Raw genomic sequence first — 16,467 nt, forward strand, 5'->3', positions numbered from 1 at the left:
GAAAGGAACTGGCGTGCGCCGGCTCGCGATACCTCTTGCCCTCATGCTCGCCCTCGGCGGGCTCGTGAGCCCCGCTCAAGCCGACAAAGTGGCGCGTACAGCGCAGTGCCAGGGCGACTGGTTACCCGGCACGCCGACGGCCGACGACGTCATGCGGGGCGAGATCTCACTGGTGGGCCTGCCCGCCTACAAGCTCGGCAAGAAGATCAACTGGGACGCGAGCCCGTACAAGAACCGCTCGTGGGAGTTCGTCTTCCAGTCGCTGCGCTGGATGGGCACGCTGGTCGTCGAGTACGAGAACACCGGCGAGCGCAGCTACCTCAACCGCGCCGAGGAGATCGCCAAGGACTGGGTGGCGAACAACAAGTACGGCGCCCGCGGCACCCAGCCGTACGTGTGGAAGGACCACCCGGTCTCGCTGCGCACCCAGCCGCTGCTGTGCCTGAGCATGCACGTCAAGGAGAGCTGGCTGAAGGACAGCCTGGCCGTCCACGCCAGGCTCCTGTCGGACTCGCGCCTGTACAAGAAGGGCCACAACCACGGCATCGACCAGGACATCGCGCTCATGGGCATCGGCTGCAGGTACGGCCGCAAGGATTGGGCGGACCTCGCCTCCAGGCGCCTCACGGGCACGGTGGCGATCGACGTGGACGCCCAGGGCGCGCTGATGGAGCAGGCGCCGCGGTACGCGGTCTACGTCTACAGCCGGCTGCAGTTCGCGATGACCACGATGAGGTCCTGCGACCGCAAGGTGCCGGGCACGATCGCCTCGCGGGCCGAGGCGCTGAAGGATTTCATCGCCCACGCGACGATGCCGAACGGCTACATGGTGCCCCTCGGGGACGGGAGCGCCGAGACTGAGCCCAAGATGGAGACCGGCACGCCGAAGCAGAAGGTCAAGGCCTACCGGGCGGGCTACGTGTTCGGCCGGACCGCCTGGGGCAAGTCCGACTCGGCGTACTACTCGATCAGATACGGCCCTGGCATGAAGTTCCACGGGCATGAGGATCACCTGGGCGTCACGTACTACGCGCAGGGCCGCGACATCCTCGTCGACGGCGGCTTCCACTCCTATGAGAAGAGCTCCTACCGCTACTGGACGATGTCCCCGGAGGCGCACAACGTCCCGACGGTGGTCGGGGCACGGTTCAGGCCGCGCACGTCCTCCCAGCTCACGGAGGCGAAGTACGGCTCGGACCGGCAGTCGTTCCGGCTGACCGACAAGGCGTACGGCGTGAGCCGGACCCGGTCCGTGCTGGTGAACCACGGCGAGGACGTGATGGCCGTGCTGGACACGGCCTCGGGCGGCAAGAAGATCAGGAACGTGTGGCGGTTCGCCCCCTCGCTCAAGGTCGTCTCCAACGACGGCGGCAAGGTGGTGCTGGAGGACGGCAAGTTCAAGGTCACGCTGGTGCAGTTCTCCGCCTCGTGCGACCGGGTCGGCGGGCAGAAGGTGGAGCGCGGCGGGAAGCTCGGCTGGGTGTCGCCGACGTACCTGTCGAAGAAGCCGACCAACGTGGTCGTGTCACCGGCGGCGAAGTCGCTGCTGACCGTGATCGTGCCGGGCGCGGAGTCGCCGAAGGTGTCGTGCTCGAGCGGGAAGGTCACGGTCGACGGCGTCTCGTTCCCGGCCGGCCTGTTCTGACCGGCCTGTTCTGACCGGCCTGTTCTAGAGGCGGCCGCGTGCCGGCCGCCTCGACGACCGATTGTCAGCAGTCGCGGCCGGCGCGCAGCAGGCCGTAGGTGACCGCCTGCTCCAGTGCCTGCCAGGAGGCGTCGATGATGTTCTCCGCGACGCCGACGGTGGCCCATTCGCCGGTGTCGTCGCTGGAGGTGATCAGGACGCGGGTGATGGCGTCGGTGCCGTGCGTGTCCTCCAGTATGCGGACCTTGAAATCGACCAGCTCCAGCTTGGCCAGCTCGGGGTAGAGCTGCTCCAGCGCCAGCCGCACGGCCTTGTCCAGAGCATTGACGGGGCCGTTGCCCTCGCCGGTGGCCACGATGCGCTCGCCCTTGGCGTGCACCTTGACGGTGGCCTCGCTGACGAGCTCGCCGCCCTTCGTCCGCTCGACGATGACCCGCCAGGACTCCACCTCGAAGTGCCGCTTGCGCTCCCCGGCCACGGTGTCACGCAGCAGCAGCTCGAAGGAGGCGTCCGCGGCCTCGAACGTGAAGCCCTTGGACTCCAGGTCCTTGACCCGCTCGACCAGCGTCTTGGTGTGCTCGGGCGTCAGCTCGTAGCCCATCTCGCGGCCCTTGAGCTCGACCGAGGCGCGGCCCGCCATGTCGGAGACCAGCATGCGCATGTCGTTGCCGACGGCGGCCGGGTCGATGTGCTGGTAGAGGTTGGGGTCGACCTTGATCGCGCTGGCGTGCAGCCCGGCCTTGTGGGCGAAGGCGGACATGCCGACGTAGGGCGCGTGGGAGTTTGGGGTGACGTTGGTGACCTCGGTGATGGCGTGCGCGATGCGCGTCATGTCGGCGAGCGCGGCCTGCGGCACCAGGTCGAAGCCCCGCTTGAGCTGGAGGTTGGCGACGACGGTGAAGAGGTTGGCGTTGCCGGAGCGCTCGCCGTAGCCGTTGGCGCAGCCCTGCACGTGGGTGGCGCCCGCCTTGACGGCGGCCAGCGTGTTGGCGACCGCGCAGCCGGTGTCGTCGTGGCAGTGGATGCCGACGCGGGCGCCGGCCTGGACGGCCTCGTGGACGATGTCGGCCAGCTCGTCGGGGAGCATGCCACCGTTGGTGTCGCACAGGGCGATGACGTCGGCCCCGGCCTCGGCGGCGGTCCTGAGGACCTCCAGCGCGTAGGCTGGATTGGACTTGTAGCCGTCGAAGAAGTGCTCGGCGTCGAGGAAGACCCGCTGTCCCTCCGCACGGAGGTGGGAGACCGTGTCGCGGATCATCGCGAGGTTCTCCTGGAGAGTCGTGCGGAGGGCCAGCTCCACGTGCCGGTCGTGGCTCTTGGCGACAAGGGTCACGACCGGCGCGCCGGATTCGCGCAAAGCGGCTACCAAAGGGTCGTCGGCTGCCTTCACACCGGCCCGGCGGGTCGCACCGAACGCGGCGAGTTGCGCGTGCTTCAGGTCCAGCTCTGTTTGAGCGCGCCTGAAGAACTCTGTGTCCTTGGGGTTGGCGCCGGGCCAGCCCCCCTCGATGAAGCCGACGCCCAGCCCGTCCAGGTGACGCGCGACGGCGAGCTTGTCGGCGACGGTCAGGTTGAGCCCTTCCTGCTGTGCGCCGTCTCGCAGGGTCGTGTCGTATACGTGGAAGCGGTCGTCGGCCATGAGCCTCTCTTTTCCGTGAAAACAAAAAGACCCCTCACGGACGTGAGAGGTCTGCGCGCTGGCGGTGTCCCTATGTCAGCCAGCGCGCCTGCCGATAATGAGCAGACCGTAGAACATGGTGCTCACCAGTCTGCCATAGGGATTCACCATTCAGCACACCGGTCTCACCCTCTGGGATTTCCGTGTCACACCACGACTCCTGTGCCCCCGGTGATGGCCCGTTCGAGCGCGGCGGCGTCGAACGCCTCGTTGCCGAGCAGCTGCCCGTCCAGGACCAGGGTCGGCGTGCCTTCCAGCTGGATCTTGGCGCTCTGCTCCAGGTGGGCCTTCGCGTACGACTGCGACGTCACGCAGTCGTCGACCTCCGCCCCCGCCTTCCTGGCCGCCTTGACCAGCTCCTCGACGGTGAACCCGGACGCCACGCCGTGCGGCGCGGGCTGGATGGCGTACAGCTCGTCGCGGAAGGCCAGCCAGTTCGCCTCGGGAACGCACCGGGCGGCCGCGGCGGCGCGGATGGAGTTGGAACGCATGGGCTCGTCCTGGAAGATCGTCACCGGGTGGAAGACGACCTTGACCTTGCCCTCGCGGGCCAGCCGCTGGATCGTGGAGTCGACCTTGGCATGCATGTCCTTGCAGACCGGGCAGTCGTAGTCCTCGAAGACGTCCAGCACGGGGGCGTCGCTCGACAGGTCCGCCAGCACCATCGAGCCGTCCGCCTGCCGGCTCAGCTGTACCCCATTGGATGATTTGCCCGGCTGGGCGAACCACAACGCGGACAGAACCACGCACGCAACCACAACGGCCGCAAACCGCTTCATCACTTGCGAGACCCTATCGTGGCCCTATGAAGGCAGACCTCATCACTCCCGCCGTCGCGCAGTACGTCCTTGAGCACTCCACCCGGCCCGACTCTCTGCTGGAGGAACTGGCCAAGGAGACCATGGAGGCCGCGGGCGACTTCGCGGGCATGCAGATCTCCCCCGACCAGGGCCTCTTCCTCACGATGATCACCCAGCTGATGTCGCCGGACGTGGCCGTGGAGGTGGGGACGTTCACCGGCTATTCGTCCCTGTGCATCGCCCGTGGGCTGTCGGGCGGCCGGCTGCACTGCTTCGACGTGAGCGAGAAGTGGACCTCGATCGCGCGCCGCTACTGGGCGGAGGGCGGCGTGGCCGACCGGGTGACGCTCACGCTGGGACCGGCCATGGAGACGCTGGCCGCCTTCGACCAGACCATCGACCTGGCCTTCCTGGACGCCGACAAGGGCAACTACCCCGGCTACTACGAGTTGCTGATCGACCGTATGCGGCCCGGCGGGCTGCTGATCGCGGACAACACGCTGCGCCGCGGACACGTGGCCGATCCCGCCCACGACGAGGTCACGACCGTGGAGATCCGGGAGTTCAACGACCTGGTGATCGAGGACCCCCGGGTCACCGTGCTCATGCTGCCGGTCGCGGACGGGATGACGCTGATCAGGAAGAAGTGACGGACTAGGCGATCTTGTGGATCCAGTTGTGGGCGTCGGGGCGGGCGCCGTACTGGATGCCGACCAGTTCCTCGCGCACCCGCATCGTCACCGGGCCGGGGGTGCCGTCGGCGATGGTCCAGGCGCGGTCGGCGCCCTTCACCGATCCCACCGGGGTCACCACAGCCGCCGTCCCGCAGGCGAAGACCTCCGTCAGCTCGCCAGACTCGCAGCCGGACTGCCATTCGTCGACCGAGATGAGCCGCTCCTCGGTCTCCAGGCCGAGGTCACCGGCCAGCTCCAGGATGGACTCCCGGGTGATGCCGGGCAGCAGGGTGCCGGTCAGCGCGGGGGTGACGAGCTTGTTGCCGAAGACGAAGAACAGGTTCATGCCCCCCATCTCCTCGACGTACTGGTGCGCGCCCGAGTCCAGCCACACCACTTGGTCGCAGCCCTGCTCGACCGCCTGCCGCTGCGCGACGAACGCCGCCGCGTAGTTGCCGCCGCACTTGGCGAAGCCGGTGCCGCCGGGGGCGGCGCGGGTGTATTCGGTGGACAGCCAAACCGAGACGGGCTTGATGCCGCCCGTGAAGTACGAGGCCGCCGGCGAGGCGATCGCCATGTACTTGTACGTCTTCGACGGATAGTTGACCCCGAGCCCGGCCTGCGTGGCGATCATGAAGGGCCGCAGGTAGAGGCTGTGCCCCTCGGTGGTGGGCACCCACTCCCTGTCGGTCTCGACGAGCAGCTCGAGCGACTCGACGAACGTCTCCTCGGGCAGCTCCGGCATGGCCATGCGGGCGGCCGAGCGGTTGAACCTGGCGGCGTTCGCGTACGGGCGGAACATCACGATCGAGCCCGTGACCTGGCGATAGGCCTTCAGCCCCTCGAACAGCTCCTGCGCGTAGTGGAAGACCGAGGTGGCGGGGTCGAGAGAGAGCGGTCCGTACGGCATGAGCCTGGCATCGTGCCACCCCTGGCCCTCGGTGTAGTCGATCGAGATCATGTGGTCCGTGAAGACCTGACCGAAACCGGGGTTCGCCAGTACCTGCTCGCGCTCCGCCGCGGTGCGAGCGTGGTCGGATAGCTGCACGTCGAAGCTGAGCTTCTGAGCGATGGTCATGACGTCGGTCCTTCTCTCTGCGATTCTGCGAAATCTACCGAATCCTGCGGACCTGCGGATCCGCGAGGGTGGTGGCAGCACTGCCCGCAGGCAGTCCGTACTTCCTATTGTCTCGCTATATGGGATGGCAAGCGGCTGATGGGGTGTTTCATCCCACTTGGACATGAAAAAGCGCCTGGCAGCCCTTCTCGGACCGCCAGGCGCGTTCGAACTAGGCGGCCCTAGCCGGATACTCGCGCGGTGATGTCGTCACCGATCTCCTGGGTGGTGCGGCCCGCCCAGCCGGCCAGGCGCTCCACGATGTCGTCGGCGACCGCCTGCTCGACCTTCGCCGCCTGCTCGTGCAGGCCGAGGTGGTCGAGGAGCATGGCGACCGACAGGATGGTCGCGGTCGGGTCGGCCTTGCCCTGCCCGGCGATGTCGGGCGCGCTGCCGTGCACCGGCTCGAACATGCTGGGCGTGGTGCGCTCAGGGTTGATGTTGCCGCTCGCGGCCAGGCCGATGCCGCCGGCGATGGCCGCGCCGAGGTCGGTGATGATGTCGCCGAACAGGTTGTCGGTGACGACCACGTCGAACCGCTCCGGCTGGGTCACGAAGAACATCGAGGCCGCGTCGATGTGGCAGTAGTCGGTCGTGACCTCGGGGTATTCCTCCGCCAGCCGGTTGACCGTGCGCTGCCACAGGTCGCCCGCGTAGGTGAGGACGTTGGTCTTGTGAACGAGCGTGAGCTTCTTGCGCGGCCGCGTCTTGGCCTTCTCGAACGCGTAACGCACCACGCGCTCGACGCCGTAGGCGGTGTTGAGCGACTCCTGGGTGGCGATCTCGTGGGGCGTGCCGCGCCGCATGGTGCCGCCGGTGCCCGCGTAGAGGCCTTCGGTGCCCTCGCGGACGACGATCATGTCGATGTCCTCGGCCGGCGTGTCGGCCAGCGGGGTCGCGACGCCGGGGAACAGCTTGACCGGCCGCAGGTTGACGTAGTGGTCGAACTCGAACCGGAGGCGGAGCAGCAGGTCGCGCTCGAGAATGCCGGGCGGCACGCTGGGGTCGCCGATGGCGCCGAGCAGGATCGCGTCGTAGCCGCGCAGCTCCTCGAGCACCGAGTCCGGCAGCGTCTCACCGGTGCGGTGGTAGCGTGCTGCCCCCAGGTCGTAGTGGGTTTGCTCGATCTTCGTGCCGACGGCCTCCAGGACCTTGAGTCCTTCGGCCACGACCTCGATGCCGATGCCATCCCCGGGGATGACGGCCAAGCGGATGTTACGCGACTCCATGGGCGGTACCTTACCGGCTCGTCTCGACTGACGAACACATGATCTCATGATTTGGACAAACTGTGGCGTACCGTGAGATGCATGTCACCCGAGAAGGTGCACCTCACCGAGGAGAAGGCCACTCTCCTCGCCACCCTGTACGGCAGGGCGCTCGACGCCAGGTCGCCGAGCCCGATACTCGGCGACGAGCTCGCCGCCGAGGTGGTCGGGCGGATCGACCACGATTTCCGTAAAAACCGGCATCACCGCGCGCACCGCGCCGGCCGTGGCGCTCAGGGCCCGCTTCATCGACCGGTGGGCCGCCGAGTTCCTGGCCACGCATCCCGACGCCACGGTGCTGCACCTGGGCTGCGGGCTCGACACCCGCTTCCACAGGCTTGCCCCGCCGCCGACCGTGCGCTGGTATGACGTCGACTACCCGGAGGTCGTCGAGCTGCGCGGGCGGCTGTTCCCCGAGCGGCCGGGCTACACCATGATCGGCTCGTCGGTCACCGAGCTGACGTGGCTCGACCAGGTCCCCGCCGACCGGCCTGTGCTGGTCGTCGCCGAAGGACTGCTCTACTACTGTGCCTATGGTCGCGCTCCCAACGGCCCCGTCTTGGTTACGCAGGCTGCCGCTTCCGGGGCCTACTCGCCGCTCCTCGACCCGAATGAGGCCCCCGCGTTGCTGCGGGCGATCGTGGAGCGTTTTCCCGGCGGCCAGTTCGTGTTCGACGCCATGAACCGCCGAGGGCTGCGCATGCAGAAGCTCAACAGGCCCGTCCAGAAGGCCAAAGCCACGCTCCACTGGAGCGTCGAGGGCCCGGCCGATCTGGAGGCGCTCCACCCTAGACTGCGCTGCCGGGACGCGACGAGCGCGTTCGACATCGACGGCTTCGACCGCCTGTCGACGCCCCATCGCATCGTGGCCCGGATCGTCGAGCTCATGCCGGGGATGAAGCGGACAGCGGTGTTCTACCGGCTGGAGTTCTGAGGGGCGCCGCCGTTGTCCCTGCGGTCCAGGGCGGTCTGCACGGCCTCCGCGGCCTCGTCGGTGTATTCCTCGGCACGGTTCCAGGCATCCATCTCGTACATGTCTCTCATCTCGTTTCGCGGGCGCGTTCCAAAAGGACTTCGGATTCCGGTCGCGAACCCGACCGGGCCTGATCTCGTCGGTCCGGATCACGAACCGGTGGAAGGGACTTATCGGCCGACACAACGCCGCTCACCGCGGCGAGTCGTCGACCTGCCCTAACAGGCCTCGCCGCGGCAGGTAATGAGTACGAGCACCTGGCGCATTTGTCGTTACGATACCCGACGCATCTCGTTGGATGTCCTAGTATCTCGCATGCTGAGACAACAAAGGCCGCCACCCGTACGGGCGGCGGCCTTCGCCGGACGATGTGGCTCAGTCCTCCAGGTCCACCGAGCGGCCGCTCTCCGCGCCGATCTCGGCCACGATCTGCTCGACCACGTCGGCCGGGATCGCCGAGTCGACCGTCAGCGCGATGAGCGCCGTGCCGCCCTTGGTGGCGCGGGCCACCTGCATCGAGGCGATGTTGACGCCGTGCTCGCCGAGCAGGCGGCCGACCACGCCGACGATGCCGGGCCGGTCGGTGTAGGTGAAGAACGCCAGGTGGGCCGTCGGCTCGATCTCCATCTCGTAGCCGTTGACCTCGACGATCTTCGTGATCTGGCGGGGGCCGGACAGCGTGCCCGAGACCGAGACCTGACGGCCGTCGGCGAGCACCCCGCGCACGGTCACCACGTTGCGCCAGTCAGGGCTCTCCGAGCTGGTCACCAGCTCGACGGCGATGCCGCGGTCCTTGGCCAGCAGCGGCGCGTTGACGTAGGTGACCTGCTCCTCGATCACGTCGGCGAACACGCCCTTGAGCGCGGCCAGCTCGATCACCCGCACGTCCTGGGAGGCGATCTCGCCGCGTACCTCGACGTCGAGCTTGGTGGCGACCTCGCCGGCCAGCGCGGTGAACACCCGGCCCAGCTTCTCCGCCAGCGGCAGGCCCGGCTTGACCTCCTCGGCCACCGCGCCGCCCTGGACGTTGACCGCGTCCGGCACGAACTCGCCGGCCAGCGCCAGCTTCACGCTCCGCGCGACCTGGGTGCCGGCCTTCTCCTGCGCCTCGTGCGTGGAGGCGCCCAGGTGCGGCGTGACGACGACCTGGTCGAGCTCGAACAGCGGGCTGTCGGTGCACGGCTCCTTGGAGAACACGTCGAGACCCGCGCCCGCGACGCGGCCCTCCTTGATGGCCGAGTAGAGCGCGGCCTCGTCCACGATGCCGCCACGGGCGACGTTGATGATCCGGACGCTCGGCTTGACCTTGTGCAGCTCCGCGTCGCCGATCAGCCCGAGCGTCTCCTTGGACTTGGGCAGATGCACGGTGATGAAGTCGGCCTGCTTGAGCACCTCCTCGAGGCTGAGCAGCTTGACGCCCATCTGCGCGGCGCGGGCCGGCGGCAGGTAGGGGTCATAGGCGATCAGCTCGACGCCGAACGGCTGCAGCCGCTGCGCCACGAGCTGGCCGATCTTGCCCAGGCCCAGGATGCCGATGACCTTCTCGTCGAGCTCGACGCCGGTGTACTTGGATCGCTTCCACTCCCCGTTCTTCAGCGCGGCGTGGGCCTGGGCCGTGTTGCGCGCGCTGGCCAGGATGAGAGCGACGGTCTGCTCGGCGGCGCTGGTGATGTTGGAGGTCGGCGCGTTGACCACCATGACACCGGCCTTGGTGGCGGCCTCGACGTCGACGTTGTCGAGTCCGACGCCGGCTCGGGCCACCACGCGCAGCTTGGGCGCCGCGGCGATGGCCTCGGCGTCCACCTGCGTGGCGGAGCGGACGATCAGCGCGTCAACGTCGGCGAGGGCGGGCAGCAACTGGGAACGGTCGGCGCCGTCGGTGTGGCGGACCTCGAAATCAGCACCGAGCACGGCGAGGCCAGCCTCGGACAGCTCCTCTGCGACCAGAACGACGGGCTTGTTCACGGGTGTGGATCCTTAGGGGCTTTGCGACGGGTCTTCGGGGGACACGTCCATGGATCCCCCGTTGTCCCACCGAGTCTATCCGCCGCTTGTGAACGTGTTCACGAGGGACCCACGATGTGAGACAGCCTCCGCCGTACCCAGCTGGCCGCAAACTCATCCACTTCGCGCCCATCTTTGTCTTGATCGGAAGATTTCTTGCCCATTAGCCTGATAAGCCGTGGCCAACTACCTATGGTTCGTCATATGAGCATCGGGAATCCTGCGCTTGCCGACGTGCTCGCCCAGCATGGCACGCCCCACCGTCTGCTGAGCGCTCTCGCCGACGGCGGTGTCCTGGTGGCAGTGCGACCAGATCGTTCAGTCGTCCTCGGGACGACTCAAGCCGGTGACCGCGTGTTGCTGGGCTACACCAGCCCGACAACCTACGCCAGGCACCGTGGCAGCCATTCCCTGTCGGCCTGCGACGCCGACACCATCCTGGACATCCAGCGCGTCACCGGCGTGCGGGAGATCGTGATCGACGCGGCCGGACCAGCCGCCGCGGCCGTGCCCATCGACGATCTCCAGCGCTTCCTCACCACGACGCGCACGGGGCCCACGCCCGTCCTGTCGGGGGCGGTGCCCGCCGCCTACGCGACGGGCGCGATGGCCACCGTGTCGCGCGGTGCCGCGCTGGCCCAGGTGGCCGCCCCGGCTCCGCAGGCGCCGGCCATCCCGTGGGTGCCCGCGCCGCGGCCGCACCTGTCGGGGCCGATGCAGCAGGTGGATCCGGGGTACCGGCGGTGCACGCACCCGATCCTGCCCGCCCTGCGCAAGGCGATCGGGCAGTTGCTCATGGACTTCCCGCTCGTGCACCACGTCTGGATCTCGGAGGCACGCACGGCGTCCGGGGTGCCGGGGATCATGCTGCACGTGAAGGTGCACATGTCGGCCGCCGAGGACGTCGTACGCGACCTGCACCGCCTGGTGCGCGCGCGGCTGCCGCAGTTCGCGGCCAGCGGCGCGCCGATCCTCATGGCGAGGGTGGCGGACGCGCGCAGCGAGCGCCGGATGATCGAGATCGGCGCGCACGTGGTGTGCGCGGACGTGAGCGACTGACGGACGATACGGCCGAGGGCCCGGGCGACCGGGCCCCTCGCCGCGTGCGCGGAAACTAGGCCTCCCCAAACAAGCTCTCGCTCGGCTTCAATGGGCTCATGATCGCACCGATGGTGAGCACGCCCACGGTCCCCAGGGGCGTGCGCCTCGGCTACGGGGTGGGCTCCTTCTGCACGGCCACGGTCAACGCCGTGCCGGGGCTGCTCCTGCTCTACTACATGACCAATTTCCTGGCCGTGCCCGCATGGCTGGCCGGTGTGGTGGTCACCGCGCCCAAGGTCTGGGACCTCGTGCTCAACCCGCTGGTCGGGCGCTGGTCGGACCGCACCGCCTCGCGATGGGGCCCGCGGCGGCCGTGGCTGCTGGCCGGGGCATGCACGCTGCCGATCGCGTTCTTCCTGGTGTTCGCGGGGCCGCCGCTGACCGGGGTGCCGGCCGCCGCGTACGTGGGCGTGTGCTTCCTTGCGACCGCGACGGCGTACGCGTTGTTCGAGGTCCCGTACAAGGCGATGCCCGGCGAGATGACCCACGACTACCACGAGCGCACGTCGCTGCTGCAGTGGCGGATGGTGTTCATCGGCGCGGCCACCGCGATCAGCGGCGTGCTGGCGCCGGCCATCGCCACCAGCGAGGGCGGGAACGGCACCCTGGGCAGCTACCGGCTGATGGCGGCCACGATCGCGGTCATCATGCTCGCCGCCATGCTGGGCTCCTTCTTCGGCACCGCCCGCGCCCCCATGGCCGGCGCCCCCGATGCGGATCATGGCGGATGGCGCGAGCAGTTCGCCGCGATCAAGGGCAACTCGGCGTTCCTCTGGCTGACCGTGCTGTCCTGCACGCAAATGCTGGCCGTGAGCATGATGCTGGCCGGGGCGCCGTACTTCGCGACCTACACGATCGGCTCTCCCAAGGCCACGCAGACGCTCTTCGCCGCGCTGGTGGGCCCGATGTTGCTGACGATGCCGCTGTGGGTGCGGCTGTCCAAGCGGTTCGACAAACGCGGCGCGATGCTCATGGGCACGCTGCTGTTCGCAGGCGGCACCACGGCCACCATGGCGACGCCGCTGTTCGGCGCGGTGTGGGCGCATGTGATGGTCGCGCTCGTGGGCGTCGGGTACGCGGGGCTGCAACTGCTGCAGTTCTCGATGCTGGCCGACGTGATCGCGGCGGACGCGGCGCGGACCGGCAAGCGCCGGGCGGGCGTGCTGACCGGGTTGTGGACGGCCATCGAGAGTGGGGTCAGCTCGTTCGGCGCGCTGATCTTCGGCGTGATCCTGTCGATCGGCGGCTTCATCGAGTCCGAGCCGAGCAACCCGGTCCAGCAGCCGGAGAGCGCGGTGACCGCGGTCCTCATAGGTCAGACCACGGTCCCCGCTGTGATCATCTTCACGTCGGTGCTGATGGTGCTGAAATACCGCCTCACGCCACCCGTCGCGCCAGCACCAGACGCGTCCGCGTGAACGCCCCGGCCACCAAGGCCGCCAGCAGCGGCAGCCCGACCACGATCCCGGCCAGGAACCACCACGGGATGTCGATGGTGGTGGGCCCGGGGTCGAAGAAGGCGGCCCCCGGCTCCCGGTAGCCGGTCCGGGTCATCGGCCAGGTGAGCGCGACGCCGCTGACCAGGCCTCCGGCGAGCCCCGTCAGGGCGCCGAGGCCCGAGATGTACGCGGCCTGGGCCGCCACCACGAGCCTGCGCACCACTGGCGCCCCGCCGACCGCCGACATGGTGTCGAGATCCTGGCGCATGTCCGCCGCGGCCAGGCCGGTGGCCGCGAACGTGCCACCGAGCACAAGGACGAGCGCCGCGCCGAGCAGCATCAGGAGCACGGTGGGGAGGAAGTCGTCGAACCGCTTCTCCACGCTGACGAAGACGCCTCCGCCCACCACGCTGAGGTCACGGTCCAGGCGTTCCTCGTCGTCGGGCACATAAGAGGCGTAGAGGAGGCGCTCGGCCACCGTGAACCCGGCGGCCGTCGCGGCCGAAGCCGGGAGCAGCGCACCGGTCTGCGCGGGCTCGGCCGCCCTCGACACGACCGCCGGCACCTTGAACTTCTTGTTGCGCGTGGCCCCGTTCAGATCCGACGACTCGGCCACCAGCTCGAGCGTCCCGTCTCGCACCAGTTCGGCGTCGAACACCACGGCCTTGCCCGCCTTCAACGCGGCGGCGGCCTGCGGGTCATGGCGTCCCTGGAGGAGCGCGAGCAAGCGCTCGTCCCCGATCGGCAGGGGCATGGAGTGGGCGTCGGGCGGGGCGCACCTCTTCTTCCCACAGGCTTGGGGATCCCACGTGACCCTCAGGTTCGTGCTCTCGTGCTGGTTCATGGCCGTCTGCCCGGGGACCAGCTCCACGCCGGGCAGCGCCTGGGTGACCGCCGTCCGGATGGTGGACCATTGCTGATCGTCCACGTCGTACCTGCCGATGGTCACGGTTCCCGCAGGCACCACGGTGGCCCTCATCTCCTCCCGCTGGGCGTAGGAGCTGCTGAGACCGATGCCGACGGTGACCGCGGCCATGGTGGCCGCCATGACGGCCGCGGCGGCGGAGGCCGTACGGACCCGGTGGCGGGAGCCGTCGCGTACGGAGAGCCGCAGCGGGAGCGGCAGCCGCGCGGCGAGCAGTCCCGTGCTCCGCACCAGCCACGGCATCAGCGCGACGAGGCCGAGCACGAGGATCGCCGCGGAGGCCGCGACGGAGAGCACGCCGTGGCGCACGGCGACGAAGCTCCCACCGATGCCCAGAGCCACGAGCGCGGACCCGAGGAGGGGGCGGCCCGTGCGCCCGTGCGTGTCCACGGCGGCCCGTCCGGCCAGCACGTGGACAGGACTCTGCCGGCTCCCCTGCACCGCCGGCACCAATGCCGCGGTCAGCCCGCTCACCACGCCGAGCAAGGCCACGCCCGCCACCTGCAACCACGGGACGTCCACGGGACCGTGCGTCCAGTCCAGCGTGCGGGCCGAAACCGACTCCACCAGCACGCCCGCCCCGATGCCGAAGGCGGCGCCGAGCAGCACGGCCGCGCCGCCCAGCACGAGCCCGTCGGCCAGCACGATGGTCCGGAGGTGCGGGCCGGAGGCGCCCTGGGCGGCGATCACCGCCAGTTCCCTGCGCCTGCGCCGCAGCCCGACCGCGAAGGATGGCCCGGCGAGCAGCGCGGTCTCCATGACGATGAGCACGACCGCGATGCCGAGCGAGACCAGCCCGCGTACGGGCCCTTCCGGGTCGAAGCTCTTACGCCTCAGCTCAGCCTGCGTGGGGTTCTCGATCACGGCGCGGGAGCTGACCGCCAGACCCGCCTGGTTCAGGCGCCGGATGTCCGCCCGCTGGACGGGGCCGGAGGTGTCGGCAAGCCAGCCGCTGCTGTTGCCGTCGTTCTGGTGCTGGAGCAGGCCCTCCGGCAGAGCGACCATCTCCCGCAGGCCGGGACGGTTCGGGTGCTGGACGACGCCGACCACGCGCACGGCGCGATCCGGCCGCCATACCTGTACCGTGCCGCCGATCCGCACGCCCCGATCGATCATCTCGGGAGAGACCGCGACCTCGCCCGGCGCGGCCGGCAACCTTCCTTCGACGAGGTGGCGCATACCGTTCGTCAGCGGGTCGCGCAGGTCGACCTCCAACACGTCCACCCGGTCATAGCCGTCCGCCAGCCGCGCCTCCACGACGCTGCTCTGGTAGCGGAGCAGGCGGCCAGGGAGCAGCGTGTTGATCTCCGCGGGCGTCCAGGCCCGGTCGGAGCGCCGCGCCTGCCGCTGCTCGTGTGCCTCGCCGGTGTAATTCTGCTTGACGGGCGTGCGGAAAGGGAGCGTGATCAGTCGTGCGTCCGCCGAGCCCAGCAGGGAGGGCACCTTCTCCTGCGGGGTGAGCTGCGTCGTGGCGATGGAGGTGAGCGCCGCCGTGATGACCAGCACGGGCAGGCCGATCATCACCATGATGAGCGCGGTGCGGCCCTTGAAGCGCAGCGCGTCCCTGCGCGAGATCCGCAGCGCGGCCCGGAACGCGCTCATCGTGCGCTCTCCAGCCGCACGGCGTTCGCCTCGGCGATCAGGCCGTCACGCAGGTAGACCACGCGGTCGGCCCAGGCCGCGTAGCGCGGCTCGTGCGTGACGAGCAGCACCGCCACTCCCTCGTCGCAGCGGGAACGCAGCAGTTGCAGGATCTCGTCACCGGTCGCGGTGTCCAGCGCGCCGGTCGGCTCGTCGGCCAGCAGCAACCGCCGCTCACCCGTCAACGCCCTGGCGATGGCCACGCGCTGGCGCTGGCCGCCGGACAGCTCCTCGGGGAAACGGTCGGCGACCTCCTCGGCTCCCACGTCGGCCAGCGCGGCCAGCGCCTCGGCGCGGGCCCGGCCCGAACGTACGCCGTCGAGCTCCCTGGGTAACATCACGTTCTCGGCGGCCGTCAGGGACGGGATCAGGTTGAGGTCCTGGAAGACGTAGCCGACGCTGCGGCGTCTCAGCGCCGCCAGGTCCTTCACCCGGGCGAGGTCGCGGCCCTCGATCGTCACGATGCCGGACGTGGGCCGGTCCAGCCCGCCGGCCAGGTTGAGCAGGGTCGACTTGCCCGAGCCCGACGGGCCCATGACCGCGACCAGCTCGCCGCTCGACACCTCCAGGCTCACGTCCCTCAGTGCGTGCACCGGGCCGTGCTCGCGGGTCACGTCGCGCAAACTACTCACCACAGTCATGCGTTCTTCTTCTCCTTGGACACGGCCTCGCAGTGGTCCAGCCAGCGCTGCTCCGCCTCGGCCTTGAAAATCAGCGAATCGAGGACCAGCCGCTGCGCGAGCCCTCCGGTGGCGGCCCGTTTGGCCTGGGTGAACTCCTGCAAGGCGCGCATGGTGGCCATGCGCTGGGTCAGGATGACCTCGGCCACGTCGACGTCGCCGCCGGCCACGGCCATCGCGATTTTGATCGCCAGTTCGTCCCGAGGCCGGTCGTCCTGGGCGACGGGGGTGCTGAACCATCGCTCCAGCTCCGTACGACCGGCCTCGGTGATCGTGTAGACCGCTCGCCCCTGCTCGTCGGCGCCGCCTGGCGCGACCAGGCCGTCACGTTCCAGCCGCGAGAGCGTCGTGTAGACCTGGCCGATGTTGAGCGGCCAGGTCGCCCCCGTCGACGCCTCGAACTCCACCCGCAGCTGGTAGCCGTAACGCGGTCCTCTGCTCAGCAACGCGAGCAGCCCGTGTCTGATCGACATGGATACTGAGTATGCATACTGAGTATGCCCACCGCAACTGATCCGCGTT

General features: G+C 69.3%; 13 protein-coding genes. 5 read left to right on the top strand and 8 right to left on the bottom strand.

What is annotated here, in order from left to right:
• Positions 1-13 precede the first annotated feature (13 nt).
• Complete coding sequence (locus tag EDD27_RS34225) at positions 14-1,645, top strand: heparinase II/III domain-containing protein (protein ID WP_241564410.1); 1,632 nt, start codon at positions 14-16, stop codon at positions 1,643-1,645.
• Between the two features lie 64 nt (positions 1,646-1,709).
• On the opposite strand, the gene cimA is transcribed toward EDD27_RS34225, so the two are convergent.
• Both cimA and EDD27_RS34235 read right to left on the bottom strand, forming a co-directional pair.
• Positions 1,710-3,284, bottom strand: coding sequence for a citramalate synthase (cimA, locus tag EDD27_RS34230; RefSeq protein WP_127936063.1), 1,575 nt, complete (start codon positions 3,282-3,284; stop codon positions 1,710-1,712).
• A gap of 185 nt (positions 3,285-3,469) precedes the next feature.
• Positions 3,470-4,102, bottom strand: coding sequence for a DsbA family protein (locus tag EDD27_RS34235; RefSeq protein ID WP_241564874.1), 633 nt, complete (start codon positions 4,100-4,102; stop codon positions 3,470-3,472).
• Between the two features lie 26 nt (positions 4,103-4,128).
• Between EDD27_RS34235 and EDD27_RS34240 the strand changes: the two genes are divergently transcribed.
• Positions 4,129-4,773: an O-methyltransferase gene (locus EDD27_RS34240; RefSeq protein WP_127936065.1), complete on the top strand. Its 645-nt coding sequence runs from the start codon at positions 4,129-4,131 to the stop codon at positions 4,771-4,773.
• A gap of 4 nt (positions 4,774-4,777) precedes the next feature.
• On the opposite strand, the gene EDD27_RS34245 is transcribed toward EDD27_RS34240, so the two are convergent.
• Positions 4,778-5,875, bottom strand: coding sequence for a branched-chain amino acid aminotransferase (locus EDD27_RS34245; protein WP_127936066.1), 1,098 nt, complete (start codon positions 5,873-5,875; stop codon positions 4,778-4,780).
• A gap of 221 nt (positions 5,876-6,096) precedes the next feature.
• Entirely contained in the window at positions 6,097-7,143 is a 1,047-nt protein-coding gene (locus EDD27_RS34250) for a 3-isopropylmalate dehydrogenase (RefSeq protein WP_127936067.1), read from the bottom strand.
• 241 nt (positions 7,144-7,384) lie between these two features.
• On the opposite strand from EDD27_RS34250, the gene EDD27_RS34255 reads away from it, so the two are divergent.
• Entirely contained in the window at positions 7,385-8,116 is a 732-nt protein-coding gene (locus EDD27_RS34255) for a class I SAM-dependent methyltransferase (protein ID WP_277750847.1), read from the top strand.
• A 414-nt stretch (positions 8,117-8,530) separates the two neighbouring features.
• Here EDD27_RS34255 and serA read toward each other — a convergent pair whose 3' ends face one another.
• Entirely contained in the window at positions 8,531-10,120 is a 1,590-nt protein-coding gene (gene serA, locus EDD27_RS34260) for a phosphoglycerate dehydrogenase (RefSeq protein WP_127936068.1), read from the bottom strand.
• Between the two features lie 243 nt (positions 10,121-10,363).
• Here serA and EDD27_RS34265 point away from each other — a divergent pair, with 243 nt between their 5' ends.
• A complete protein-coding gene (locus tag EDD27_RS34265; RefSeq protein WP_127936069.1) occupies positions 10,364-11,218 on the top strand; it encodes a hypothetical protein in 855 nt (284 codons plus the stop codon).
• 98 nt (positions 11,219-11,316) lie between these two features.
• On the top strand, positions 11,317-12,678 hold the full coding sequence (locus EDD27_RS34270; RefSeq protein ID WP_127936070.1) for an MFS transporter: 1,362 nt from the start codon (positions 11,317-11,319) through the stop codon (positions 12,676-12,678).
• On the opposite strand, the gene EDD27_RS34275 is transcribed toward EDD27_RS34270, so the two are convergent.
• Genes EDD27_RS34275 through EDD27_RS34285 form a run of 3 tightly spaced genes read right to left on the bottom strand, consistent with a single transcriptional unit; the run spans position 12,638 to position 16,418 of the window.
• Positions 12,638-15,226, bottom strand: coding sequence for an ABC transporter permease (locus tag EDD27_RS34275; RefSeq protein ID WP_127936071.1), 2,589 nt, complete (start codon positions 15,224-15,226; stop codon positions 12,638-12,640). The genes EDD27_RS34270 and EDD27_RS34275 overlap by 41 nt on opposite strands.
• The gene (locus EDD27_RS34280) at positions 15,223-15,906 is read right to left on the bottom strand and encodes an ABC transporter ATP-binding protein (RefSeq protein ID WP_127936072.1); all 684 of its coding nucleotides are present in this window, start codon (positions 15,904-15,906) and stop codon (positions 15,223-15,225) included. Before EDD27_RS34280 ends, EDD27_RS34275 begins: the two co-directional genes overlap by 4 nt.
• Complete coding sequence (locus tag EDD27_RS34285; RefSeq protein WP_127936073.1) at positions 15,903-16,418, bottom strand: PadR family transcriptional regulator; 516 nt, start codon at positions 16,416-16,418, stop codon at positions 15,903-15,905. The genes EDD27_RS34280 and EDD27_RS34285 overlap by 4 nt, the downstream gene beginning before the upstream one ends.
• Positions 16,419-16,467: the final 49 nt, after the last annotated feature.

The sequence above is a fragment of the Nonomuraea polychroma genome (genome assembly GCF_004011505.1).
Lineage (GTDB): Bacteria > Actinomycetota > Actinomycetes > Streptosporangiales > Streptosporangiaceae > Nonomuraea > Nonomuraea polychroma.